This is a genomic window from Vibrio sp. R78045, assembly GCF_042466085.1.
GTDB lineage: Bacteria > Pseudomonadota > Gammaproteobacteria > Enterobacterales > Vibrionaceae > Vibrio > Vibrio cyclitrophicus.
In genome coordinates this window covers 758826-783778 of record NZ_JAXHBS010000018.1, presented here as the reverse complement: position 1 = coordinate 783778, position 24953 = coordinate 758826, and the positions used below count along the sequence as shown (strand labels likewise).

The 24953-nt window shown below is 43.2% G+C and carries 23 protein-coding genes and 1 pseudogene; 14 read left to right on the top strand and 10 right to left on the bottom strand.

Annotated features, from left to right (window positions below):
• Window positions 1-37: 37 nt before the first annotated feature.
• The 3 genes from SJY39_RS25315 to SJY39_RS25305 form a co-directional block, all read right to left on the bottom strand.
• On the bottom strand, window positions 38-703 hold the full coding sequence (locus SJY39_RS25315) for a GntR family transcriptional regulator (RefSeq protein ID WP_017090294.1): 666 nt from the start codon (window positions 701-703) through the stop codon (window positions 38-40).
• Window positions 704-1000: 297 nt separating this feature from the next.
• Window positions 1001-2515, bottom strand: coding sequence for an aldehyde dehydrogenase (NADP(+)) (locus SJY39_RS25310; RefSeq protein WP_065099938.1), 1515 nt, complete (start codon window positions 2513-2515; stop codon window positions 1001-1003).
• A 12-nt stretch (window positions 2516-2527) separates the two neighbouring features.
• The gene (locus SJY39_RS25305) at window positions 2528-3529 is read right to left on the bottom strand and encodes a 4-hydroxyproline epimerase (protein ID WP_146492940.1); all 1002 of its coding nucleotides are present in this window, start codon (window positions 3527-3529) and stop codon (window positions 2528-2530) included.
• A 110-nt stretch (window positions 3530-3639) separates the two neighbouring features.
• On the opposite strand from SJY39_RS25305, the gene SJY39_RS25300 reads away from it, so the two are divergent.
• The 8 genes from SJY39_RS25300 to SJY39_RS25265 all read left to right on the top strand — a co-directional run bounded on the left by SJY39_RS25300 (window position 3640) and on the right by SJY39_RS25265 (window position 12715).
• The gene (locus tag SJY39_RS25300; protein ID WP_371967320.1) at window positions 3640-4905 is read left to right on the top strand and encodes an NAD(P)/FAD-dependent oxidoreductase; all 1266 of its coding nucleotides are present in this window, start codon (window positions 3640-3642) and stop codon (window positions 4903-4905) included.
• 144 nt (window positions 4906-5049) lie between these two features.
• Window positions 5050-6126 carry a polyamine ABC transporter substrate-binding protein gene (locus SJY39_RS25295; protein ID WP_193846888.1) on the top strand — a complete coding sequence of 359 codons (1077 nt, stop codon included), beginning with the start codon at window positions 5050-5052 and terminating at the stop codon, window positions 6124-6126.
• Between the two features lie 72 nt (window positions 6127-6198).
• Window positions 6199-7164 (top strand): ornithine cyclodeaminase family protein, encoded by a 966-nt coding sequence (locus tag SJY39_RS25290; protein ID WP_065099934.1) that lies wholly within the window; start codon window positions 6199-6201, stop codon window positions 7162-7164.
• A 78-nt stretch (window positions 7165-7242) separates the two neighbouring features.
• A complete protein-coding gene (locus SJY39_RS25285; RefSeq protein ID WP_065099933.1) occupies window positions 7243-8157 on the top strand; it encodes a dihydrodipicolinate synthase family protein in 915 nt (304 codons plus the stop codon).
• Window positions 8158-8280: 123 nt separating this feature from the next.
• On the top strand, window positions 8281-9402 hold the full coding sequence (locus SJY39_RS25280) for an ABC transporter ATP-binding protein (RefSeq protein ID WP_065099932.1): 1122 nt from the start codon (window positions 8281-8283) through the stop codon (window positions 9400-9402).
• Entirely contained in the window at window positions 9399-10679 is a 1281-nt protein-coding gene (locus SJY39_RS25275; RefSeq protein WP_390243017.1) for an ABC transporter permease, read from the top strand. Before SJY39_RS25280 ends, SJY39_RS25275 begins: the two co-directional genes overlap by 4 nt.
• Before the next feature lie 4 nt (window positions 10680-10683).
• Entirely contained in the window at window positions 10684-11532 is an 849-nt protein-coding gene (locus tag SJY39_RS25270) for an ABC transporter permease (protein WP_016769023.1), read from the top strand.
• An 835-nt stretch (window positions 11533-12367) separates the two neighbouring features.
• Complete coding sequence (locus tag SJY39_RS25265; RefSeq protein WP_146492932.1) at window positions 12368-12715, top strand: hypothetical protein; 348 nt, start codon at window positions 12368-12370, stop codon at window positions 12713-12715.
• A gap of 262 nt (window positions 12716-12977) precedes the next feature.
• On the opposite strand, the gene SJY39_RS25260 is transcribed toward SJY39_RS25265, so the two are convergent.
• From SJY39_RS25260 to SJY39_RS25250, 3 genes and pseudogenes are all read right to left on the bottom strand, one after another.
• On the bottom strand, window positions 12978-14030 hold the full coding sequence (locus tag SJY39_RS25260) for a transposase (protein WP_390243014.1): 1053 nt from the start codon (window positions 14028-14030) through the stop codon (window positions 12978-12980).
• Window positions 14027-14915: pseudogene (locus tag SJY39_RS25255) on the bottom strand (tyrosine-type recombinase/integrase). Before SJY39_RS25255 ends, SJY39_RS25260 begins: the two are co-directional and overlap by 4 nt.
• A gap of 223 nt (window positions 14916-15138) precedes the next feature.
• Window positions 15139-16059: an IS5 family transposase gene (locus SJY39_RS25250; protein WP_390243012.1), complete on the bottom strand. Its 921-nt coding sequence runs from the start codon at window positions 16057-16059 to the stop codon at window positions 15139-15141.
• Between the two features lie 492 nt (window positions 16060-16551).
• Here SJY39_RS25250 and SJY39_RS25245 point away from each other — a divergent pair, with 492 nt between their 5' ends.
• Window positions 16552-17316, top strand: coding sequence for a hypothetical protein (locus tag SJY39_RS25245; protein ID WP_390243010.1), 765 nt, complete (start codon window positions 16552-16554; stop codon window positions 17314-17316).
• Window positions 17317-17459: 143 nt separating this feature from the next.
• Here the strand turns inward: SJY39_RS25245 and SJY39_RS25240 are convergent, their stop codons facing one another.
• The 4 genes from SJY39_RS25240 to SJY39_RS25225 form a co-directional block, all read right to left on the bottom strand.
• Entirely contained in the window at window positions 17460-18170 is a 711-nt protein-coding gene (locus SJY39_RS25240) for an RES domain-containing protein (RefSeq protein WP_390243008.1), read from the bottom strand.
• Entirely contained in the window at window positions 18163-19023 is an 861-nt protein-coding gene (locus SJY39_RS25235) for a hypothetical protein (RefSeq protein WP_016800229.1), read from the bottom strand. Before SJY39_RS25235 ends, SJY39_RS25240 begins: the two co-directional genes overlap by 8 nt.
• A 498-nt stretch (window positions 19024-19521) precedes the next feature.
• Window positions 19522-20283, bottom strand: coding sequence for a transporter substrate-binding domain-containing protein (locus tag SJY39_RS25230; protein WP_010439644.1), 762 nt, complete (start codon window positions 20281-20283; stop codon window positions 19522-19524).
• A 171-nt stretch (window positions 20284-20454) separates the two neighbouring features.
• Entirely contained in the window at window positions 20455-20799 is a 345-nt protein-coding gene (locus SJY39_RS25225; protein WP_010439646.1) for a hypothetical protein, read from the bottom strand.
• Window positions 20800-21045: 246 nt separating this feature from the next.
• On the opposite strand from SJY39_RS25225, the gene SJY39_RS25220 reads away from it, so the two are divergent.
• From SJY39_RS25220 to SJY39_RS25200, 5 genes are all read left to right on the top strand, one after another.
• A complete protein-coding gene (locus SJY39_RS25220; protein WP_010439648.1) occupies window positions 21046-21879 on the top strand; it encodes an AraC family transcriptional regulator in 834 nt (277 codons plus the stop codon).
• 117 nt (window positions 21880-21996) lie between these two features.
• The gene (locus SJY39_RS25215) at window positions 21997-22731 is read left to right on the top strand and encodes an AzlC family ABC transporter permease (protein ID WP_016787962.1); all 735 of its coding nucleotides are present in this window, start codon (window positions 21997-21999) and stop codon (window positions 22729-22731) included.
• The gene (locus SJY39_RS25210) at window positions 22728-23057 is read left to right on the top strand and encodes an AzlD domain-containing protein (RefSeq protein WP_010439654.1); all 330 of its coding nucleotides are present in this window, start codon (window positions 22728-22730) and stop codon (window positions 23055-23057) included. Before SJY39_RS25215 ends, SJY39_RS25210 begins: the two co-directional genes overlap by 4 nt.
• Before the next feature lie 286 nt (window positions 23058-23343).
• Window positions 23344-23835 (top strand): DUF2059 domain-containing protein, encoded by a 492-nt coding sequence (locus SJY39_RS25205; protein ID WP_010439656.1) that lies wholly within the window; start codon window positions 23344-23346, stop codon window positions 23833-23835.
• A gap of 194 nt (window positions 23836-24029) precedes the next feature.
• On the top strand, window positions 24030-24815 hold the full coding sequence (locus SJY39_RS25200; RefSeq protein ID WP_010439658.1) for a ribonuclease H family protein: 786 nt from the start codon (window positions 24030-24032) through the stop codon (window positions 24813-24815).
• Window positions 24816-24953 lie beyond the last annotated feature (138 nt).

Below are 24953 nucleotides of genomic sequence, written 5' to 3'. Positions count from 1 at the left end.
ATCGATCGAGGTGCAGCTCAACATGGAGAACGTATCTCTATTGATGGCGTTCAACAAGCAGGTCTCGAATAGCAGCGCCAGCTTCTAGAATGTGTTTCTTGAGAACGTATTTCGCGCCTTCGATATCTCGATTTTTACACATCTCTAATAAGGCTACATGCTCCTTATCGGCTTTTTCTGTTCCTTCAGTGAACAGTAGTTGCATGCGAATATAACGGTCACATTTAGTATTGAGGTTGTAGATGACATCCATAGTTTCAGGCATATTTGCAGGTGAGTAGAGTGCTTTATGCAGTTCATAATTGTGGTTACTCCACTCTTCCACTTCGTCCCCTCGGCTGACCAAATCATCAAAGCGTTGGCGAATTTGGTTAGCGCGTTCTAAATCGTCATCAGTCATATTCTGGATGGCTCGCTCAAGAATATGGCATTCAACAACGGCACGTAACTCAAACAGTTCGTCGATCTTATCCGGTGATAATTCAGTCACCGTAGCTCCTTTATGCGCTTCGAAAACCACTAACCCTTGAGCTTCTAGTTGCATCAGAGCTTCGCGTACAGGAATACGGCTTACATTAAACTCATTTGCTAGGGCGTCTTGCCTTAGCGGTTGGCCAGTTTTAAGCTCACCTTTAAGAATTTTGGCTCGAATAGCCTCTTCAACCAGTTGGGTGCGAGTTTTAAATACAGTTTTTTGTGACATCCAAGTCTCCGACTAGACATATTCATTCGATATTGTATTTAATATACTATTTTACTGTTGGATTGCGACCTTCATGCTGTAGCTTGTCCATTTAATTGGGCGCTATGTCATATGATGATCTGACCTGCCTTTCATTTTTCAATTGCTGAAAAACTTCAATTTGTATTTTATACGCCTTTCTGTGCTTCTTAGTTTCGATCTTTATCGGTCTAGTACATAATGACTGTATTAAAATACTTAGCGCTTTGGATAAGGCCAGCCGTTAATTGGCTGGCTATATAGTTTAAAGTAATGAGTTTAACATCCATCAACCGACTGTCGGAGGTTGAGAGGGTTCTCGCGCTTTAGTGCATCAGGGAGAAGCTCGTCAGGTACGGCTTGGTAAGCAACCGGTCGCAACCAGCGTTTGATTGCTTCCGCTCCAACAGATGTACTGGCCGACATTGTTGAAGCTGGGTATGGGCCTCCATGAACCATGGCATAACTTACCTCGACACCGGTTGGCCAAGCATTGAATACCAATCTTCCTGCCACCTCTTCTAACTGTGGTATTAATTTGGCAGCAATAGAATAGTCTTCGGGTTGCGCCTGAATCGTTGCGGTTAAACTGCCAGCGAGTTCTTTGCTGAGAACTATCATTTCTTGGTCATCGTCACATACGACAATTATCGACTGTGGTCCAAAGATCTCTTCTTGCCATTGAGGATTGTCACGCCATTGTTTGGCTGTAGTTTCAAATACCATGGGTGCAACACTATGGCTTACGGAAGAGCGAGTTTGAATAAGTCCTGGTTGAGACGAACGCTCTAAACACTGTTGAATGTAGTTTTGTCTGATTCCCGTGGTGAGCATTATTTGTTCAGGTAAACATTGGATGCTTTGGCGAACATGAGTAAGGAATTGATCTGTCGCTGTTCCTTTAGTTATGAATACGACGGCAGGCTTGGTACAAAACTGGCCACAACCCATATTCATTGATGTTAGAAATTCATCAGCAAGTGACAACGCATGTTGCTGCATGCGGTGCGATAAGATGAATACAGGGTTAGACGCCCCAAGCTCACCGTAAAATGGGATAGGTTCTACTCTTTGGTTGGCGAGATCGAAAAGTGCGCGACCGCCATGAATTGATCCAGTAAAACCAACCGCTTTAACAAGTGGGTGGGTGACGACCGATTGACCTAACTTGTGGCTAGTGCCTTGCAATAAAGTAAATATTGCTTGTGGCATAGCGAGTTGTTCGAGAGCAGTAGCAATGCATTTCGCCACAATTGCACTGGTGCCGGGGTGAGCAGGATGACCTTTTACAATGACAGGACACCCGGCAGCGAGTGCTGAAGCGGTATCGCCACCAACAGTTGAAAAGGCTAATGGGAAGTTTGAGGCGCCAAAAACGGCGACTGGGCCTAAAGCGATATTGTGGCGGCGAATGTCAGGCTTTGGTAGTGGAGATCGCTCTGGATTTGCGGTGTCAAAAATAGCGTCTTGCCATAATCCGCCCTCTAGAACATTAGCAAATAAGTTTAATTGCCCAGTCGTCCGGCTTAACTCCCCGTTAAGCCTTGCCAGTGGGAGGGCTGATTCCAAGTGAGCTCGTTCCACTATGGATACTCTTTTCGCTTCGAGACACTCGGCAATAGTTCTTAGTAATTGTGCTCGATTTATTGGTGACGTGCGACGAAACTGCTGAGTGATTTCGTTTGCAGCCATAGCGGCGAGGTCAACATCTTGTTCATTGTGCTGTGGAAATAGACCTTCTATGGTCTGTTCGGTTGCTGGATTAATTGCAGCAAAGCTATCGGTCTGGTTCATGGAAATTCCTAGTTATTTGAGTTCAAATCCGTGGGCGTACGGGTCTTGGTCATCGACCCAGATAGTGTTGTGTCCGGTTACGTGAGCCCAACCTTCGACACTAGGTAAGATAGCCGCGTTACCGTTTATTTCTGTTGTGTCTTCAATGCGACCTGTAAATAAACTGCCGATGATGCTTTCATGGATAAAATCTTCTCCGATGTTGAGCTTTCCTTTGGCGTGCCATTGCGCCATTCTCGCGCTTGTTCCTGTACCACAAGGGGATCGGTCAAGTGCTTTTTCGCCATAGAAAACCGCATTTTTTGCGCTCGCTCCGGGTTGAGTTGGCTTACCTGTCCAAAGTACGTGTGATACGCCACAAACGGTTGGGTCATCAGGGTGTACACATTCGACCGCTGCAGAAACAGCCTCTCTTACTCTAGGGCTTAGCATTAATATTTCGTCTGAGCTGTAATGCTCCAAACCGAGATAGTTCGTTTGTGGATCGACAATTACGTAGTAATTACCTCCGTAAGCAACATCAACCGTTATGGTGCCAAGCCCTTCAATATCTACTGTAATGTCTTGATGAGCGAGGAAGGCGGCAACGTTAAATATCTTAACCGACGTGATTTTTTCACCTTCTCGCTGATAGTGAACCTCTATTTGTCCCGCCGGCACATCTAAGATCAGTTTCCCTTCTTGTTTCGGAGTGATGAGTTTGTGCTCTAGGGCGGATGTGACGGTACCTATGGTGCCGTGACCACACATTGGGAGGCAGCCACTGGTTTCGATAAATAGAATGGAAGCATCTGCATTGTCACTACATGGAGCCAGAACAACAGAACCAGACATCATTGCATGACCACGAGGCTCAAACATCAAGGCTTGACGAATCCAATCGAAGTGCTCTAGAAAGTACTGACGTTTCTCGCTCATAGTTTTACCTACAAGTGGGGGCACACCACCCGCAACCAGTCGAACGGGATTGCCACAGGTATGAGCATCAATACAAAAAAAAGTTCCTTGTCTCATTTCTCGCTCCTTGATAGTGAAATAAGTTGTAGTGCTGAATTTGAATGTTATCTTAATGTTAAGTATATTTTATACAATTTTATGTGGTAAACGTGATAGGGAGCAAAATAATGGTGTGCAAAATTTCATCACCCGACACGAGGGTAGCAGTGATTGGAGGTGGTGTGATCGGTTTGTGTATTGCGTTAAAGCTTCAGCTCGAAGGGAAAAAGGTGACAGTATTTGAACGGGCTGATGCGGGTGAAAAGTGTTCAAAAGGTAATGCGGGACATTTCGCAACTGAGCAAGTATTTCCTTTGGCGAGTCCGAGTTTACTAGCCCAGTTACCAAAAATGTTACTTTCAACAAAAAGCCCGGTATCGATCCGCTATCAAGATCTGCATTCCACCTTTATTTGGATGTTCCGTTTCTTGTCTAAAGCAAGAAAATCGCCAACTGAACATGCGACGAAAGCGCTGACAGAACTCAATTCTCACGCGATGAAAAGTTGGCAATCGCTATTGGAACAGGTTGGGTTGTCAGAGCTCATTATTCATAATGGTTCTCTGCTCAGTTTTGAAAGCGACACACTGTTTAAGCGTTATCAAACAACGTTAAAAGCACTAGAGCGTCAAGGGATACGTTATCAAATATGGCAGCGTGAAAAATTGCGTGATCAGGTGCCGAATCTTTCTAATAAGATAAAAGTAGGGATCTTCTTTCCTGACACTTCGCATAGTGTTAATCCTTATGAAATGTGCCTTGAGCTAAAGCGTAGCTTTCTCGATTTAGGTGGCGCATGGATAAATGAAGACGTGATGGATGCTTATTTTGAGTCTGGACATGGTGTGGTGATTACGCAAAAAAACACTTATTCGACGGATTTTTCTGTGGTGGCATGCGGGGCGGAATCAGTCCCATTGGTAAAAAAGATAACAGGAGTTTCAATCCCACTTCAGGCCGAACGTGGTTATCACCTTATGATGCCGAAGCTGAAAGGAATACTGCCATTTCCTGTTAGTTCGGCAGATAGAAAATTTATCATGACACCAATGGAACAAGGGCTACGTTTAGCGGGGACTGTCGAGTACGCCGCTCTAAATTCTCCTCCCAACTATAAGCGGGCAAACATGCTAAAAGGGCTAGCAAAAGATGTGTTAGCGCAAGATATGGATCTGACGGAGACGGGTAAGGCTTGGATGGGAAATAGGCCGTCACTTCCTGACTCTTTGCCGATTATTGATTGCGATAAGAGTGGTCGAATTTTGTTCTCTTTAGGACACCAGCATTTAGGGCTTACTCAGGCTGCGGTTACTTCTGTTCTAATAAGCCAACTTATTAATCAACAAAAAACCCTGGTTAATATTTCACCGTTTAAGCTAGATCGCTTTTGTTAAAAAATTTTAAAATTAAATATTGTATAAAATATACATGTGCATTATGTTAATTAAAAGTTAAATAAATAACGATGCCTAACAGCGGTATCCAGGCGTCTGAAAACTCGGGATATTCCCGATAAGACAAAAAAGGAGCACAACATCATGTCAAGAAAGACATCCACCTCACTTGCACTTTTGGTATCTGGAATGCTGTTAGGAACAACAGGTGCGGCATTTGCAGAACAACTCACCATCGTTTCTTGGGGCGGGGCATTTACTAAAAGCCAGGTAGAGGCCTACCACAAGCCATTTATTGAAGAAACAGGCGTTAAACTGATATCTGAGGATTTTAGTGGGGGCCTTGCGGAAATTAAAGCGCAAGTTGAAGCGAATAAAGTGCGTTGGGATTTAGTTTCTCTCGATAAACCAGACATCGTGCGGGGTTGTACTGAAGGGTTATTAGAAACGGTTGACCCCGCCATTCTACCTGCGGGGTCAGACGGTACGCCTGCAGATGAAGATTTTATTAGTGGAGCCATTCATGAGTGTGCGGTTAACACGATAGTGGTTTCTACCGTCCTTACTATTAACGAAGACGCCTTTAGTGGTAAGGCGACACCAAGCAAGCTGGTTGACTTGTTTGATCTCGCTAACTACCCCGGCCGCAGGGCACTACAAAAAATGCCTCAAGGCAACCTTGAGTGGGCACTGATAGCAGATGGTGTAGAACCACAAAATGTATATGAAACGCTTGAAACTTCGGAAGGACGTGCCAGAGCGTTTGCTAAGTTGGATACCATTAAATCAGATGTGATTTGGTGGACGACAGGTGCACAACCGCCACAAATGCTAGCAGACAAAGAGGTAGTAATGGCCTCAGCATTCAATGGTCGTATTCACAGCGCAACCACAGAAGAAGGTCAACCGTTCAAAATTATTTGGGATTATCAATTGGGGTATATGAATGGCTGGGCGATCCCTAAAGGCAGCCCAAATACGAAGCTTGCGCTTGAGTTTATTAAATTCTCTTCAGGTACAAAGCCATTAGCCGATCAAGCCAAATATGTCGCTTATGGTCCTACGCGTAAGTCTTCCTCTCAGTTGATTGACTCAGAAGTATTGGCCAGCTTGCCAACTGCGCCTGTTAACTTCACGAATGCATTTTTAATAAATGACGAGTGGTGGTCTGACTACGCCGACGAATTGAATGAAGAGTTCAATACGTGGTTGCTTAACTAGGCGTTATTGGTAGAGATCAATGAATACGTGGAGTGGGTTAGCGCGCACTCCACATCAAAAGCGGGAGGAAGAATGGTCTACTTAGAAGCTGAACAAGTTGTTGAAAGTTTATCGATGTCGGGTTTGATCCGCTCTATGCGTGAAACCTATCAAGAGCAAACGACGATTCCTCAGCGTAATGTCATGCCACTTGAAGAAGGGAAATATGATGCGTTTGCCCTACTGCCTGCATGGAACGATAGCTTAGTTACAGTGAAGGCATTTACTTATTTTCCAAACAATTCATTTGAAGGTAAAGATAGCCTTTCCTCTAAAATATTAGCATTCAACCGAACTGATGGTGAACCGCTGGCATTATTAGATGGAAAGGGACTGACTTATTGGCGGACAGCGGCGGCGTCGGCTCTTGCTGCGGATTACTTAGCTCGTGAAGATGCAGCAACCCTAATCATATGTGGTTCGGGCAATCTAGCACCTTATATTGCTTGGGCATATGCGGCGGTGCGACCTTTAAAAAAAGTATTGGTGTGGGGCAGAGATAAACAAAAGGCCGTTCAAGCGGTTGATAGAATTCAATCGGGCAATGAGTATCGGGCAATGCCTATTGGCACCCGTTATACGGTGAATGTCATTGATTCGGTTGATGCACATTTAGCTGAAGCAGATATGATTTCATGTGTGACAGGTTCAGCAGCCCCACTGTTTGACGGAAACGAACTCAAGCAGGGAACGCACGTCGACCTTATTGGTAATCATGACCAAGACAAGCGCGAATGTGACAGTGAAACCGTGGCTCGTGCGTCTGTTTATGTTGATAGTAGAATCAATGTATTAGCAGAGGCCGGAGATCTTTTAATTCCAATTGATGAAGGTATTTTCTCAGAGCGAGAAATCAAAGCGGAATTAGCGGACTTATGTTCTAGTCGCCAATCCGGCCGAATATCAGAGCAAGAAATTACATTGTATAAGTCAGTAGGCAGCGCACTGGCTGACCTCGCTGGAGTGAAATTCGTTCTTCAGCAGAAACACATCATTTAACGGGGGTTTTCCCTAACACTATGGAAACATTCAGCGTGTTTTCTTTAATTGCATAAAATATACAAATGGAAGGTAATAATGAAAGTAGATTGGAAAGGTGTCTACCCAGCGGTCAGCACTCAATTTCGTAAAGACCAAAGTATTGACTTGGATGCGACGCAAACCGTTATCGATAATCAGATTAAAGATGGCGTTAACGGCATTATTTGTCTTGGTACGGTCGGTGAGAATTGCGCGTTGTATCCAGAAGAGAAGCGCCAGGTGTTAACCGCAGCACAAGAAGTAGTCGCAGGTCGCGTCCCTCTTATTGCGGGTACCGCTGAAACGATCACTACGGCGGCTGTACAGTATATGCAAGATGCACTTAAGATCGGTATCGACGGCTGTATGGTTATGCCTGCTATGGTTTATCGCACCTCTGACAGTGAGACTGTGGATTACTACAAAACATTGGCGCAATCAACACCAGAGATGCCAATTATGATTTACAACAACCCAGTTTCATACGGCGTTGACGTTAATCTAGATCTCATGGCACAGCTTGCTGAGTGTGAGAGTATTGTCGCGGTTAAAGAGTCGACCACTGATACACGTCGTATTACGGAGCTCTACAACCGTTTCGATGACCGCTTTACTGTATTCAGTGGAGTTGATGATATTGCCTTAGAGTCACTGATGTTAGGTGCGACGGGGTGGATTTCTGGTTTAACTAATGCGTTTCCTGCTGAATCAGTGGCGATTTACAAACTAGCGAGTCAAGGTCGATATGCTGAAGCGTTAGACATTTACCGTTGGTTCCTGCCACTGCTTCGTCTAGATACTATTCCAACGTTAGTTCAGTGCATTAAATTAGCCGAGCAGGTGTGTGGTCGAGGCTCTGAACAAGTACGAGCCCCACGTCAGCTGCTTAAAGGAAATGAACGTGCAGAGGTTATTTCGCTTGTTGAACAGGCGATTGCTACTCGACCAGATTTGAGCAAGTACAACCTGTAAAGATACATATGTGTGGCGGGCACAGTGCGCCCGCCTTAATCCAGTTAAGTAAACGGCTTATTATGATGTTAAGTCTTTTACTTATCTGGATTAAACCTACGATTCGATAGAAAGGGACGATCAATGACATTGCAAAAGGAATACGTCAGCTTCCAACATGTGCAGAAGACTTATGATGGTGAAACGCTAGTAGTGAAGGACTTTAATCTTGCCATTGAGCCGGGAGAGTTTGTCACAATGCTTGGTCCATCTGGGTCGGGGAAAACCACTTGTTTAATGATGCTGGCAGGATTTGAGACCGCAACCGGGGGAGAAATCTACATTGATGGCACTCCTGTCAACAATTTAGCACCACACAAACGTGATATTGGCATGGTGTTTCAAAACTACGCCTTATTTCCGCATATGACGATTGCTGAAAATCTCGCCTTTCCTCTTAAAGTAAGAAAACTGCCGGAAGAGCAGGTCAAAAATAAAGTGGCTGATGCGTTGAATATGGTCGAACTCAACCATGTGGCGAATCGCTATCCTAAGCAGCTATCTGGCGGTCAACAGCAGCGTGTAGCATTGGCTCGCGCTTTAGTATTTGAACCTAAGCTGGTCTTAATGGACGAACCTCTAGGTGCATTGGATAAGCAGCTTCGTGAACAAATGCAAATGGAAATAAAACACCTGCATGAAAAGCTTGGGATTACCATTTTGTACGTCACCCATGATCAAGATGAAGCACTAACGATGTCAGATAGGATTGCCGTATTTAACAATGGAGCCGTTCAACAATTGGCCTCGCCGACAGAATTGTATGAGTCTCCGAGTAACGCCTTTGTCGCGCAGTTTATTGGCGAAAACAATCAAATTAAAGGTGTGGTTGAGCTGCTCGAAAATGAGAGTTGTACGGTACAAGTTGGAAGCAAAAGTGTCCTGGCCACACCTGTTGCGGTTAATCAGCGCAATCAAGCGACTTTGCTGTCTATCCGGCCTGAAAAGATTTCAATATCTCCAAAACGAGATCAATGTAACAACATCGTTACCGGTACCTTGAAAGAACTTATCTACCATGGTGATCACCATAGATTAGTTATTGATGTAGCTGAAATAGGCGAGTTAATCGTTAAAGTGACTAACTCACGTCGCCACGAAACCCGCTTTACTCCCGGGTCAGACTATACTGTCGGTTGGCATAGCGTAGATTGTCATGCTCTCGATTGTGATTCGATTACTCAACCACTAGGAGCGGTGGCATGAGTAGAGAATTAGATAGTTTGGAATCGGTAACGTCGTTAAAGCGCCAATTGACAAAGCCGCCAGTGACATTGAAAGCACAGTTGCAACGAGCTGAGCGTAAGAAGCAAACCCGTTCAGTATTGTTAATAATACCGCTCGTTGCATTTATCTGTGTGACCTTTGCCTTTCCATTGGTCGAAATGCTTTATCGTAGCGTGGATAACCAAAGCGTGCCGAAAGCGTTTCCTGAGACCGCTGATTATATAAAACAGTGGGATTATCAAGGTTTGCCACCGCTTGAGATTCAGCAGACATTTATGGCTGAGCTGAAACGGGCTCATCAAGACAAATCATTGCCAAAGTTAGCGAGTAGGTTAAATATTGAAGTATCGGGAATGCGTAGCTTATTGATGAAAACGGGCCGAAAACTCAATAAAGATAATGTATTCCCTACTTCTCTAGAAGAGATAAGAAAGCTCGATAAACGCTGGGCCAAGCCACAATATTGGTCAGCGATTAAGACGTTAAGCTCCTCTTATACACTAAGCTATTATCTGGCTGCATTAGATATGCGTTATGATGAGTTTGGCTCGATAACCATTCAGCCAGAAACGCGTCAGGTCTATGTTGATTTGTTTATCAAAACCTTCGGCATGTCGCTGGTGATTACTCTCATTTGCTTGGTGATGGCTTACCCAGTTTCTTACCTTTTGGCTAATTTGCCAGACAAAAAAGCGAATCTGCTACTCATCGTTGTACTTTTACCATTCTGGACTTCATTGCTGGTACGTACTACGTCTTGGATAGTGTTATTACAGAATCAAGGGGTGTTGAATGACCTGTTGATTTGGTCTGGTTTGAGCGATGAACGCTTAGCGATGATCCACAACACCTTTGGCACCATTGTCGCGATGGTGCACATTCTGCTGCCATTTATGATTTTACCTTTGTACAGCGTTATGAAAGGTATAAGCCCAAGCTACTTTCGAGCAGCACGCTCTCTAGGTGCAACTCCTGCTACCGCCTTTATTCGAGTCTACATGCCGCTTACCGTGCCCGGTGTTGGCGCAGGCGCATTATTGACTTTTATTCTTTCGATTGGCTTCTACATCACACCCGCCTTAGTGGGGGGAAGAAGTGGACAGATGATTTCCAACATGATTGCCTACCATATGCAAACGTCGCTTAACTGGGGGATGGCTGCGGCGCTTGGTGGCTTGTTACTCGGAGTAGTCACTCTGTTGTTTTACGTGTTTAACCGTATTGTCGGCATCAACAATATTAAGGTTGGAGGATAACGAAATGTCTTTACCGAGTTACTGCAATAAACGTGAGCATGTCGCGTATTATGGCTACATTGGATTTTGCACGTTAGTGTTTCTGTTTTTAATTGCACCCATTTTGATCATCGTTCCTCTTTCTTTTAATGCAACACCTTACTTCACTTTCACACAAGGAATGCTGAACCTTGACCCCGAGGCGTATTCAATGCGCTGGTATGTTGAGATGATAGAGAATCATCAATGGATGATGGCGCTTAAAAATAGTACCTTGATTGCGCTAAGTGCCACCGTAGTCGCGACAACGTTAGGAACGTTAGCCGCCATTGGTTTAGCGGCGAATAATGTGCCGTTTCGCAGTGCGATCATGGCCTTTTTGATTTCGCCGATGATTGTTCCAGTGATAATCTCTGCAGCTGCAATGTATTTCTTTTACACCCGATTGGATTTGTCTCAGACCTTTATAGGAATTGTGCTCGCGCATGCAGCATTGGGTACACCGTTTGTGGTCATCACCGTGACGGCGACGTTGAGTGGTTTCGACCACAGTTTGGTACGCGCGGCATATAGCCTTGGTGCCAATCCTATCTATACCTTCAGACGTGTAACGTTCCCACTTATCCGTCCTGGAATGATCTCTGGCGGATTGTTCGCGTTTGGAACGTCATTTGATGAGGTGGTGGTGGCGTTATTTATCACCGGAGTTGAGCAACGTACTGTTCCTCGTCAAATGTGGTCGGGTATCCGAGAACAGATTAGCCCCACAATTTTGGCCGTGGCAAGCTTACTTATCTTGATGTCGGTTGCGCTTTTACTGACTTTAGAGGTGTTACGCCGCCGCAATGCGAAAATCCGTGGCATCAGTGAATAGTTGATTCAATATAAGAACCTATGAATGTACAAATTGATGGGCAAGTTCTAGGATTCAATTGTCTACAATGCTGCCGTTGAAAGCTTTTTCGAGCATATCGAAATGTTCTACAACGTAAATCGAAAGCATGGTTCCAATAATCAACTGTCGTCTGTAGAGTATGAAGAGCAATATAAAAGAAGGCTCACTAGCGTCTGTGATGTGGTGGCTATTCAATTTGTATAAATGAATAGCCACCACTAAATCTCGAGTGTTGAACAAGCCGGAAGCTATTTTTTAAGTAAATTGTTTATGCTAGTTTGGCAAGCACCGATCTGCACCAGGTAAGCAGCACATTTTGCTAAGTGACTTAGACTCTACATACTTGTAGTTATTCATTACCTCCTAATTTAGTAGAGCCGCTAGCAAGGTTTTGTCCAAGAGTTTCTTAGGTTGAATTTCTACCCTTGGCACTTTCTAGCTTAAAGTGCCCCGAAATGAGCCAGATAGGGATTGAACTCAGGTTCAAACTCAGGAATTTGCGTTACTTTTCCTCATGCCTAAAGTTCTAACCTACTAGATACTGATCTTCAAACACAACTACGCACAAATACGTTGTTTAAGTGTTTCTAAGCTATTGAATAGTCGATACCTAAATGGAAGTTCTTCAGTGATAAAGTGCCTTGAATAGGAAGCAATGTGTGTTTGCACGGTTTGCACCTGAAAAATCGGAATTATACTGTTGCATATATGGTTGTTTTTCAGTTGGTTAAGTAAGTCGTTTGGGATATGCTGAAAGTATGAATTCGTGCCTGCACGATATTAAAATGTTATGTGATTTTAAGGTTAGTATATTATGAATAAAGTAGTCGGGATCTCTTTGGTTTCATTAGGGTTAATGTCATATTTAGCTTATAACTCATTTATCGCTAAACCTAAAGCTTTGGATAATTCATCTAAGAGTATGCTTGCACAAATTGGCATTAAAGAAAAATGGTTTGATGCCTTTAAGGTTATGGATGGTTCAATAGTATTATCCAGGGATATCGAGTCATCTTTTGAGGATGGAGATACTGTGCATACGGTTGGGAAAATTGAATATACAGTTGAAGATCAGCATTTTTGCAAGTATGTCGATTTTAAATTTAAACTAGGCTCATTAAACGATTATCAAATTAACAACGTATCGAATTGCCTAAATTAAAATCACATAACAAATAAGGATTAAGCGTTGCGTAGACAACGTTAAATCCCGAGTGTTGAACAAGCCCGAAGCCTCTTTATTAAGTAAATTGTACGATTGGATTTGAAGGGCACGCCGCCTTGATACTTTTCTCAAGGCGAGCGAGGTCAAGATAAGGTTGCGATAGCAATCTTATCAATCAGTTAGCTATTTTGTTGCTGTCTTTCGTCAATTCTCCTCTTATTTCACTTTTGCCATTATCCTTATTATTCATGCCTTTCGGCTACGTGGGTCGACTTACTCCGACACACGCCATCTCATGCTGGCAGCAGGGGCATACTCGTATTGCTTTAGTCCTTATTGGCACAGTTAACGGCGGCATGAGGTAGAGTAAATTCAACAGTAGCAACTGAATGCGAACCCGTAAGGCGTGTGCCTGACCACGTAGAAAACCGTAGTCTCGTACTCGTTGTAACCCTTTGGGCAGCACGTGCTGTAAAATGAGCAGCAAGAACTTGAGGGTGGGTAAGGTGCGCGTTCGCCATGCGTTTGTCTTGCTCTCTTTATAGCGGAAGGTGACCGTATCATTGGTGACTTTGATGATATCTTCATCAGGCAGTACACCGCGATAGAGATAGCGCGACAAATAGCTCAGAGCAGACTGGCCGTATCCTACTTGTCTGCAATCGACCACCCATTGCTTTGGTATGCCATTAGGCAGCCATAACATCGGATGTTGCTTGATGGTTTCTAGCATTCTTGCCCGCCATACTTGGGCTAAAGCAAACGCGTTAAAAAGATAATGCTTGTTGCCTTTGTGCCACTCTTGCCTTGACGCATTGTATTGGCCTGCTGCCACAATGATGTGTAGATGTGGGTGCAAGTTTCGTTGTCGACTATGAGTATGAAGCACGGCAGTGAACCCCATTTCACATTGCTGCTGCCTGTTGGCAAAATCCTTTAAAACCCTCGATGCCACCTTAAACATACCGTTATATATCGCTTTCGGTTGATGTCTCGTTAACACTCTTAATTGATACGGTAACGTAAACGTCACCATGAAGTAGTGAACAGGTAACTGCTTTTGCTTCTGACGCTGAAGCCAATCAATGGTGGTGCGTTGTTGGCATTGAGGGCAATGCCGATGACCACAAGAAAGGGGCAATCGGTCATCATGATGGCAATGGTGACAAAACCATTGTGACCGACCTTGTTGCTCGGTTTTACAGCGCAGCATTGCTCCAATAGCGCGATGCATATCGCCATTCATCTGCGCATTATGGTGACGTTTAAGTGCAGGGTGATGTTGGCGGATCAGTTCAATAAAAGTGCTCACTTTATGCTCCACTTTAAATCCAATGCATCGGTCAATTGGTTGATGGCAATTGCCGCATCATGCTGCTTTATCTGAGTCATTCGGGTGTAACGGGCGGTGGTATTCAGGCTTGCGTGACCCAACAGCGTTTGTAGTGAACGAAGGTCAAGTCCTTGCTCAAGTAAATGCGTTGCAAAGCAGTGTCTCAGTGAATGAGGGCTCGCGTGTTTTTGGATGCCACACTCTTTGAGCACAAGCTTCATGGTTTTTTGAATACCTCCTCTATCCATGGGCGCATTGCAACCTTGCCCAAGGCCAGGGAACAGTAATTGAGGGTGCTTATGAGTGAGCCAATGTGCGCGAAGGGCACTGAGCGTTCGCATCGGAAGCGGCACCATTCGGTCTTTCCCGCCTTTTCCTTCCCGTATATGGACGCGCATTGTTTGGCTGTCGATATCGTGAACCCTAAGATTGAGCCCTTCACCAAGGCGCAACCCCATACTATAAAGTGTTAAGAAGAAGACTTGGTAGCGCACTTGTCGCGTGTGAGTGATGAGCGAACTGACTTGCTGCGGTGTGAGTATGTCAGGCAGTCGTTTTGACTTGTGGCGGTTTGACGATATTGAGCCATTCCCACTGTTTTCCCAGCGTGTATCGGTAGAAAAATTGTAAGCCATTACGATCGAGTTTAATGGTGCTCCACGAGTGGGTTTGGATGAGAGAGGCGAAGAACTGTTTAAGGTCACTGGTGGTTAACGTATCAGGCACTCGATCAAAATGAGCGGTGATCCGACGAACAGCACGAGAATAGGCATCAATGGTCGCGGGTCGTTTACCTTGCAGCTTTAGATTGGTAAGGTGTTGTTCATAAAGGGTGTTGTAGCGTTTTAAGTCGGCGGGTTTCATGGGGTTACTCCTGTGAATGACCATCAGGGTTATGGTGTTACAAGAGTATGGCTTGCGCTCGTTTTACTCTGCCGCGTAGCGGCTTCGTTCAACAAATTGTTTAAGAGTTACGGCTAAGCTTTGGCATTTATGGTTTAGTGGTTACGGTGGCTTTGCTATGGTTTCGTGGGGCTTTGTTGCGTAATTAAGTTTAGAGATAGAGCCACCCCGTTTCGCGTATTTCTTAGTCAATACGACAAGTTTCAGGCATACCTAATCCAGTAAGCTTGTTCAACGCTTTTATCATCGCGTAAGTTTCACCCACCTGTGCATTGTAATTTCTTAAGCTCAGTTGCCCTCCTAGCAACTGTTTAACTCGATACATCGCTGTTTCTGAGAGTGAACGTTTGTGGTATCCATACCGCTCTTTCCAATACTTATTTGAGCCGTATAATTTCTGGCAACCCACGGCGAGATTTCGAGGGTGACCACGTTCCCAGAAGGCTGCCCCTTCTCTTGGGGGAATAAGCGCAATGGCTCCCTTAATCTTAGTAGCAGCGTGACACGCTCTCGTGTCGTAAGCGCCATCACCAGACACCTCAAGGATACTTCGGCGTGTTTGTTTCAGTAAGTTAGGGAGTACTTCTCCATCTGTAACCCTCGATAAACTTAGCTCGGCGGCAATGATCTCATGAGTGTTGGTATCGACGGCAATATGAAGCTTTCGCCAGACTCTACGCTTGCCATCCGTCCCATGTTTTTTGACTTTCCATTCACCTTCGCCATAAACCTTAAGGCCAGTAGCATCAATAGCTAGGTGCTGTATAGCTCCTCTCGTTTTAGTCTTAAATGAAACCTCAACTTGCTTGGCTCTACGACTGATGCAGGTGTAATGCGGACAACTTAACGGTACATTGGCTAACCTAAATATCGAGTCGATAAATCCTTGAAGCGCTCTCAATGGCATAGAAAAAACTCGTTTCACCATGAGTGCTGTCGTGATAGCTAAATCACTGAACCGACGCGGCCTCCCGCGCTTATTCTGTTTACTTTGCGCCCACCCGCTTATTGCTTCTTCATCAATCCAAAAGGTCAGAGAGCCACGGTTAATGAGTGATTGGTTGTATTGCTTCCAGTTGGTTGTTTTGTAACGAGGCTTAGGCATAGGGCTACGAGAGAGGGTGGAGGTAGCTGATCAGATCGTAGGTTCTTGATTTAGTTCCATTGAATTACGCAACAAAGCCAATCTGATGCTAGAAATAGAAAAAAATTTGAATATCAGCAAGCTTGGGAAGAATTAGTTATAACTTCCATAGATTTCGTCAGTAGTAACTCTTGGCTAGCTCCGGATGAGATTGGTAAGGGTTATACCCAAGAAGCCGTAAAAGTACATGATGAGGGTTTTGCCCCTCACAAGAGTGATTTTTATAAAATGCATGAAGATAACCTGACATCTGGCAAAAAAGCATTCCATAATTACCGTGGGAAGCTAAGCTGACAAGGCGATTAAACGCAACTAAAACAGTGGGTTAAGTTTCAATTCGCTCCACAGTATAACCCACATTTTTAGTCCGCTTAGCTTGGCGTTAGCCCTCGATGCGAGTTTTAGTACCTTATGGTACAATATTTTCTTTATTAATCAGTTTCATAATTAGCTATGTATATCGTACAAGTATTCAAAGATTTCATATCATCACCTCCTTTACAGAAGCTCTCTACTATTTCCGATATTGCAACGATCTTAGGGATCTCAATAGCAACTCTTGTTGCAGGTCCATTTCTAAGTGATGTCGCTGGTCTTGGCTTTGACCTTCCTGAATTTCTATGGGCTGTATTTTTCTATGCTCTGTTTGTTTCGGTGTTTCTTTCCGTATCTATATATCTTAGTGGTCATATAAAAAATTTTTGGGTTAAGAAAAGGCTCTTTTACATGTCAGTGCTAAGTTTCTTGTTACTGTTCTTTGTAAGCCTAATGTTTTCTACTGGTGGTAGCATGAAGGATTTTTTTGGTGGCGTTATCGACAATCGATATATGCTGCCAGCTTCTCCTCAAAAAGCGATCCAAAAGATTGAATTTAGTCAGGTGAAATCAGAAAAAAATAAAACAACAATCAAAGGCAAAGTAACATTAACAGATGGCGCAGATTTTAGTAAATATTTGATTGTTTCGTATGCTGCAGATAAATCTACAGGTGAATACTCGTACATGAGACATGGATCTTATAAGTATTCTGCAGACCTAAATGCGTCGGGTAATTTCACGTTTCTAAACTTGGATACCGAAGGTGTGCAGCAGATTTATCTTGTAGCGTATCGTAAGGCTGACTATGCTGGTCGTTTTCCATCTAAAGTGACCCAAGTCCCGTCAAATGAAATGGATCTAGTTGAAGCAAAAGTTTCGCTTGTGAAAATCGAAGGCTAACAAGTGTTTAAGGTTTCAAGGTACTTTTTTCTAATCTGAACGAAACGGTTTAGAGCAGTACACCTAAAACGTTTTTGTCCAAAAGCTTCTCTGGTTGAATTTTTACCCGTGGCACTTTTAACGCGAAAGTGCCACGCTAACATTTAAAGTAGCGATGCTAGATCTGAAGATATGGTTAAGTGGTCATTCTGTACAGCTTGGTGTAAATAAGGCTTCCATGTAGCGATATCCTCCAAAGCATCCACTTCTAAATGTATGTCTCCCTCCCGCTTTGGTCCAAAAATCACGTATACTGGGACAATATTTCCTTGTTGAACACTATCCCAAACTAAGCCATCTACATTGGGGTAGGTATTATGAATGTGCTTAGCTAGCGTTCTTGCTATATCCAAGCATTTCAGCTGAGATTTGTTAAACAAATCATCAAAACTAATATCCCAAAATGCTTCGGCCCCGCCTTTCAGATATGCAGCTCTACAATCAGCAAAGGTTAGCTCTTTTCTAAAAGAGATTGTAGCCACAGCGAGATTTTGAAACTCTTTGGATGATAACGTTACTACTGAATCTGTAGCAAGTGGTCGTAATACCGTTTCAAAATAGGCCGTTTCTCTAGTTGATGCTATATACAGAGCAGGGACTGCTTTGTCGTTAGAGCGGAATGGCGAAAAGCGACCAGCGGTGACCGTACCATCAGAGTAGATAGCCCTAATATCACTAGTGAACTTAACTTGTAGAAATGGATTCGGATCTATGGCTGTGTAAGCACGCTCACCATTGTCGTCATATACCTTATTTAATGCACGGTAAAAATGACGACCAGGTTCGATTTTCAGCAGTGGTGGCGCCTTACTCATAGTCTTGCTCTTCTGAAGCAAAGGTTAAGTCACGCAATGTGCTTTGAGACTTAAACAAACCTGCTAGGTATAGCAAATCTTCTTCAAGCTCGGGTCGGCTTATAGCTTGAGCAGGTGTGCACTCCAGATCATCATTGTGAGTTGTTAACCATTTATACACTCCCCAATCATTTAACCCATCAAATATGTGACACAACCTTTCGACTGGCTTGTACACACCAAGACGTTCAGTGTCGAACTGAAACGCTGGGATCTGGATATTACGAGAATTTCCAAAATAAAAGCCGAGTAGCTTCATTTCTTTTTTGAGTTTAGCAACCAATCTTGAAGGATTTGCAGCACTTACTTCTCCAAACAGTACTGATGCTTGCTTTGCTGTAATTAGCGGGAAGTTTTTTGCTCTAGCTTCAATCTCGTTCAAGTCTTTTGCTATTAAATATTGTGTATCATCTGCACTTGTATGTGGCTTAATGGCTTCCTTGAAGTCATCAAAACTTTTCTGAGCATCCTGTTGTAGTAGGCGATACATGTGCTTAACAGAACCATGAGCTATATGATGTTCCATCACACGCATGGCACCACTAACTAATTCTGCTTCCTCAAACCCAAGCTTTACACTTCGGTTAATCACATGAGCTGGAGCCGCAAAGACACGACCGTTTTTAGCGGTCAAATGCTTCCCATTTAATACGACAGTTATGCCCTTATCGAGTAAAGGCTTTGCTTCTCTCAAGCTATTAACGGTCACTGGCTCTTGAATACTGTCATGATCATCATTTTCGTATTCTTGTTCCTCTAACGCCGTTAACTGACATTGTAGAATGTACTGCTCTGCTTCCCTAGAAATTCGCATGGATACTGCCTCGTTAGGTATTATTGTACACCTTAGATCCATAGTAACAACTATGCAAATTATTATTGCCTTTTAGAGATGAGCTACCCCATCAATACTGGCCCCTAAGTTAAACAAATTGCCATACCTGTAGTTATTCATGAATCGCTAATGTAAGGTTTTTATAAACTCATTTATGTCCAAAAGTTTGTTACACACATGTCGATTATGTTGTGATCACCAAGCGATTCTGTCTGCTAGAGGATTAATTGGATCGTGGTAAATTTACTACGTTGAATCTTAGTCGTTGTTCAAATTTGCAGACTTTCGATGCAATGTTATGCGAACTTATATTGCAAATAGTATTGTAAGTCTTTGATGGTTCGTTCGAGTTATGCTGACTTATCTTGCAAGCATCACCATAAAAAAAGCCGCTCTTAATGAGCGGCTTTTTGCTATCTGTAGCTTTAAAAAAGTGAACAATACTTGTAAGTAGTGAAGTTCACTTTTTACTCTAGTCTATTCGTAAATGCTGTACGAAAAGTATTTGCTCGCAATTTTTTGGTGCTGACCATTGTCAATCAGCCTTTGTAGCCCGCTATCGATAAGATCTTTCAATTCGTTATCTTGTTTTCTAACAGCGACGCCAATACCTCGACCAAACCACTTCTCTTCTGTAAATTTAGGGCCGGTAAAATGGTAGTCCTTGCCTTGTTCCGTTTCAAGGAAGCCTGTGTTGAGTCCCATTGAGCCACCAAACACAGTATCAAGGCGACCGTTCAGTAAATCAGTAAAGGCTTCATCGAATGATCCATAACGTTTAATGTCTACATCTGGGTATATCTCAGAAAGATATTTATCACCAATCGTTGCCCGCTGAACCCCAATAGTCAGGTTATTCAGGCTGTCATCATCCATGTTGATCTCTCTGCCTTTTTTCATCACAAAGCGAGTAGGTACTTTGGCATATGGGATGGTGAAGTTAACTTTCTTTTCACGTTCTTCGGTGATTGTCATTGCTGCGATTATCGCATCATTCTTACGACTTAAGAGTGACGGGATAATACCGTCCCAATCTGTTTTTGAGATAATACATTTGACACCCAACTCAATACACAACGCGTTGGCTAAATCGACCTCGAACCCTTCAAGCTGACCATCTTGTGTTGTCCAACTAAATGGTGGGTAAGCCCCTTCAACAGTAAAACGAATCTGTTTCCAATCTTTTGCGTATGTGAACACAGAGAAAACACTGACGAATGCAACTAATATCCATTTCATTTTCATTTCCTTATAGTAGTAATGGATATCGATAGTTAACTACTTGTTAATATTTATCAATATAAATGTGGGTAAATTTGTAATAAGGCTCAAATATGCAGATGAGTTGGTATAAGTACAGTGTGTAACTTCGTTGAATCGCCTTCTAATATGCAACTGGTTTTATTTGTCCTAATTAGCTGGCAGCACAACAGCAGAAGCTTCTTCCTCTGAATCTTCTTTGTGTTCTATTTGCCCCGCAAACCAATCTACTGTCTTTGTGAAATACAGTTTGTTGGTTTCGGTATCGCACCAATTTTTTGACAACCCTCTTCGATTAAACTCGCTGCCAATTGCGGCGAGTGTTTGGTTACTTGAGCGCCCGTAATATAAAGTATCGCACAGTTGTAAGTTGGACATCGACTGTGGGTAGGTATTGACTGATGAAGTGTTCACATTCAGTATTTTTGACTGATTGTGCGTGCATCCTGTCAGGTTTAACAGAAATAAAATAATCAAGGTTGGTGTTGGTTTCATGGCTTTTTAAGAGAACTAACGGAGTTTGGTGTCGATTATGAGGATGGATGACGTTAAAAATTGTCAATTTTAATTCAATCCATGACGCAATGAGATCTTTGTACCAACTAAGTGGTAGGTTGTTGTGTTCTGTTGTTTCTTGACCTTCTTGTTAAACGACCAAATGCGCAATTTTGTACAAAAGTTGCGAGAGCCTATAGAGTAGACTGATAAGTCGCCCGATAATTAACAGGCTTGGGGATGGTTATGGATAACAAAAAGCGTTCTAAAGAGAAAGCCGAATACAAGATCACAGAAGAGCTCGGTGGCCTTGAAATCCTCAATGCAGAATATGAAAAGCAGAACTTCTCACGTCATAGCCATGAAGGTTACACACTCGGTGTGATTGAGCAGGGGGCTCAGCGCTTCTATCGAACCGGAGGGCATCATGTCGCGCCTCAAGATGCGATCATTCTGGTCAATGCTGATGAAGTTCATAGCGGTCATTCTGCTACCGAAGGTGGCTGGGCGTATCGTGCAATGTATCCACTGCCAGAACAACTTGCCAAAATCACGCAGGAACTCAATCTGCCGAATTATGGGGCTCCTTACTTTCCTAGAGCGGTGGTTGAAGACCCTGAACTCGCCAATCAACTCAGATTAGTTTTCAACACGATTGATGAATCAGATAATCGCCTGCTAAGAGAAACCTTGATGTACGGGATGTTGGTTAAACTGATTAGCCGACATGGGAAGTCGAGCCTTAAGCCTCTGTTAGATGGAAAAACTCAACGCCAACTTGTTCTAGTGAAAGAGTTTTTAGACGATTTTCCACAAGCAGATGTGTCATTGGAAGAATTGTCGAAGCTTGCGGCTTTAAGTCCATTTCACTTGGTGCGCTCCTTTCAAAAAGAATTTGGTCTTCCGCCACATGCATATCAAATTCAATCCCGACTCAGGCTTTCGCGTAAATTGTTAAAGCAAGGGCATTCGATCTCGGATACCGCGCAAGAGTGTGGTTTTCACGATCAAAGTCATTTTCATAGGCACTTTAAGAAAGCTAACGGTTACACTCCAGGTCAGTACATTAAGATGCGTTGATTTAATTTGATTGCTTTGACTTGGTACCTTAGCTTTTGTGACAAAGCAACTTTGTACAATCGAATAAGTGAGCGCTCTTTTACAGTGGAAAACCAATGTAACGAGAACTAAGAGAATATGGATAACAACACAATGGATAAACGTACGCAGTTATGGAAAGGCGTTATGGCAGCGATGCCGTTAAGTATTGCCGTCATACCGTGGGGCATATTAGCAGGCTCGTATGCGATAGATGCTGGACTGAATCAGCTTCAAGCTCAGGCTATGTCTGCCATTTTATTTGCGGGCTCAGCTCAGCTAGTGGCTGCGGGTATGTTTAAAGCGGGTATTGGTTTAGGGACTATGTTGTTAACTACGCTGTTTATTACGTCAAGACACTTTCTTTATAGTGTCTCTATGCGTGACAAAATTAGTCACCTTCCTGCACGTTGGCGTTTACTGCTTGGTTTTTGGCTCACTGATGAACTGTTCGCGATTTGCAGTGGGCAATCCCAACAAGAGTTTAATCGTTGGTATGCCGCGGGCGTGGGTGGCGGATTTTACCTCGTTTGGAATATTGCCAGCTTTGTCGGCATTGTCGCAGGTAGTCAAATTCCATCACTTAACGAAATTGGCCTCGATTTCGCGGTCGCCGCAACTTTCATTGCTTTGGTTTTTCCTTTGATTCGAACACTGCCAACGGTGGTGTGTGTTGTGGTGTCATTGGTGACCTCTGTGGCAATGGCGGTCAATCAGGTTGAAGGGGGGCTGATGATTGCTGCGATTTCAGGTATGTTGGCGGGCTTCATTAGTGAATCATTTGTTGAACGACACAATGGTCAGAAACAAGCGAATGAAGGAGAATCAGCGTGATTTGGTTATCGATATTGCTCATGACAGCGATTGTTTTTTTTAGTCGGTATGTGTTTCTAGAGCCTTCAATTCCTCTTCGGCTGAATAGTACGGCAAGGCGCCTACTGCGATATTCAAGCCCCGCTGTATTAACGGCTATTTGGGGGCCGATTGTATTCGCTCCTGAGCAATCATTCTGGCCAAGCCTCGAAAACCCATATTTAATCGGCGCTCTTGTGACTGGGTTACTGATATGGAAAACAGGAAATGTGCTGTTAACGATTGGAGTCAGTATGGCCGTGTTTTTGTTCTATAACTTAGTCGCAGTTGAGTTTCTTTTCCTTTAATTTCCTGCTTAAAAGACATGGTATGTCTAAAACACAGTGATCTTTTGAAACGAGCTGCTTTCAGTGATGTCCTTCGTATATTTTCGTAATGGTGCGGTTTAAGATTAGATGCATTTGATTACATATGCTTTTGTGTGGTTTAATCTGTTTTAATTATGAATTGCAAGTAAGTAAATTTATAGTTAATTCAAAAGGTTGATATGTAATTTGTGTTGAGCCACACAATCACTTAGTGATAAATCGAACGAATCTTTTCTCTAATATAAATCGCCCAAAGGACTTAATAATGCACAAACTTCTCGCCATTTTCTTTCTGCTAGTTCCGCTACAATTGTCAGCTGCACAGGACACGAAGCAAGCGTTAGTAAAAGAGCTTCTTCAGATCATGGATGTCGATTCCACGTTGGACGCGGTATTCCTTCAAATGGATAGCATGATGGCTGATATGTCTAAAGAACTCGAGGTTTCAGACTCAGAACGAGATATTTTTGATGAATACTATCACAGCATGAATGACTTGATGAAAGAAGAGATGAGTTGGAAAAAGCTAGAGCCAACAATTGTAACGATCTACAGTGAGCAGTTCACTGAAGCTGAGGTCGAGGCTATGATCGATTTCTACAAAACAGAACATGGTAAGAGTATTCTGAAAAAGATGCCAACTGTGACAACAGAGTCAATGATTATGACTCAGTCGGTAATGCAGCAAGTTATACCTAAGATTCAAACTTTAACTTCCAAATTAAAACAGGATCTTAAGGAACATAGAGGCTCCTAATTAGATGGATGCTTTCAGGTTGTGATTAAAATTAGCGCTCTATACTTGATTGACAACGCATCTATTCTCACAACACAGTGTGTCTTCTATGTAATGATTTATGTGTTGCGAACATAATCAGGCATAATAACATCCCCACAGCAGAATCATTTTGGTGTGGGGATCGTGTTTTAAGGTTCTGGTAAGGAGTTAGTTTGGCTAAGAAATATTATGTGGTTTGGAAAGGTCGTACACCGGGTATTTTTACCACTTGGAATGAATGTAAATCGCAAGTTGATGGTTTTGCCGGTGCGAGATACAAATCGTTTCCCACATTAGGTGAAGCTGAATCTGCTTTCGGTGGTAAAAAGTCGTCTGTGTCTGCTCCAACTTATAATTTTACATCCGTAAAACCAAGTGCTACAAGTAAGGCGAGCAAAGCTAAAACTCCGCCGCTTTCGGAGCAGCAAATCACTGATATGCCTTTTGACATCAAGATCTTTACTGATGGTGCTTGTGAGCCAAACCCTGGAGAGGCCGGTACAGGTTTAGCGGTTTATCTAAATAATGAGTTAACGGAATTGTGGTATGGCTTGTACCAAGCTACGGGCACCAACAATACCGCAGAGCTACAAGGTTTGAAGCAAGCATTTATACTCGCCAAAGAAAAACTGCAAGCTGGATTGTCTGTTGCGATTTATTGTGACTCAAAATACTCAATTGACTGCATTACCAAGTGGGCTTCAGGTTGGGAGAAAAAGGGCTGGACGAAGTCGGGTGGTGAGATTAAAAACCTCGATATCATCATGCCAGCCTATGCAATGTACCAAGAGATCGCTTCTCAAATCACTATCTATCATGTTAACGGTCACGTTGGTATTGAAGGTAATGAACTTGCAGACCGAATGTCTATCGTTGCGATTGCATCGAAAGAACAAGGCCTGAGTCAATATACAGAGACGGACGATCTTACTGAGATTTTAGCGTTGCGAGCGGGTTAAGAGCACACGACAAACTGTTTTAGTCAAAGGAATCATTATAGCCCAGCGTTATTGGGCTACTTCTATTCAGACTCATGGTGTATAGAACTAAAGCGTTACAGTGTGTATCAATGTGACGCTATGGTTTTTTGTTTAGCT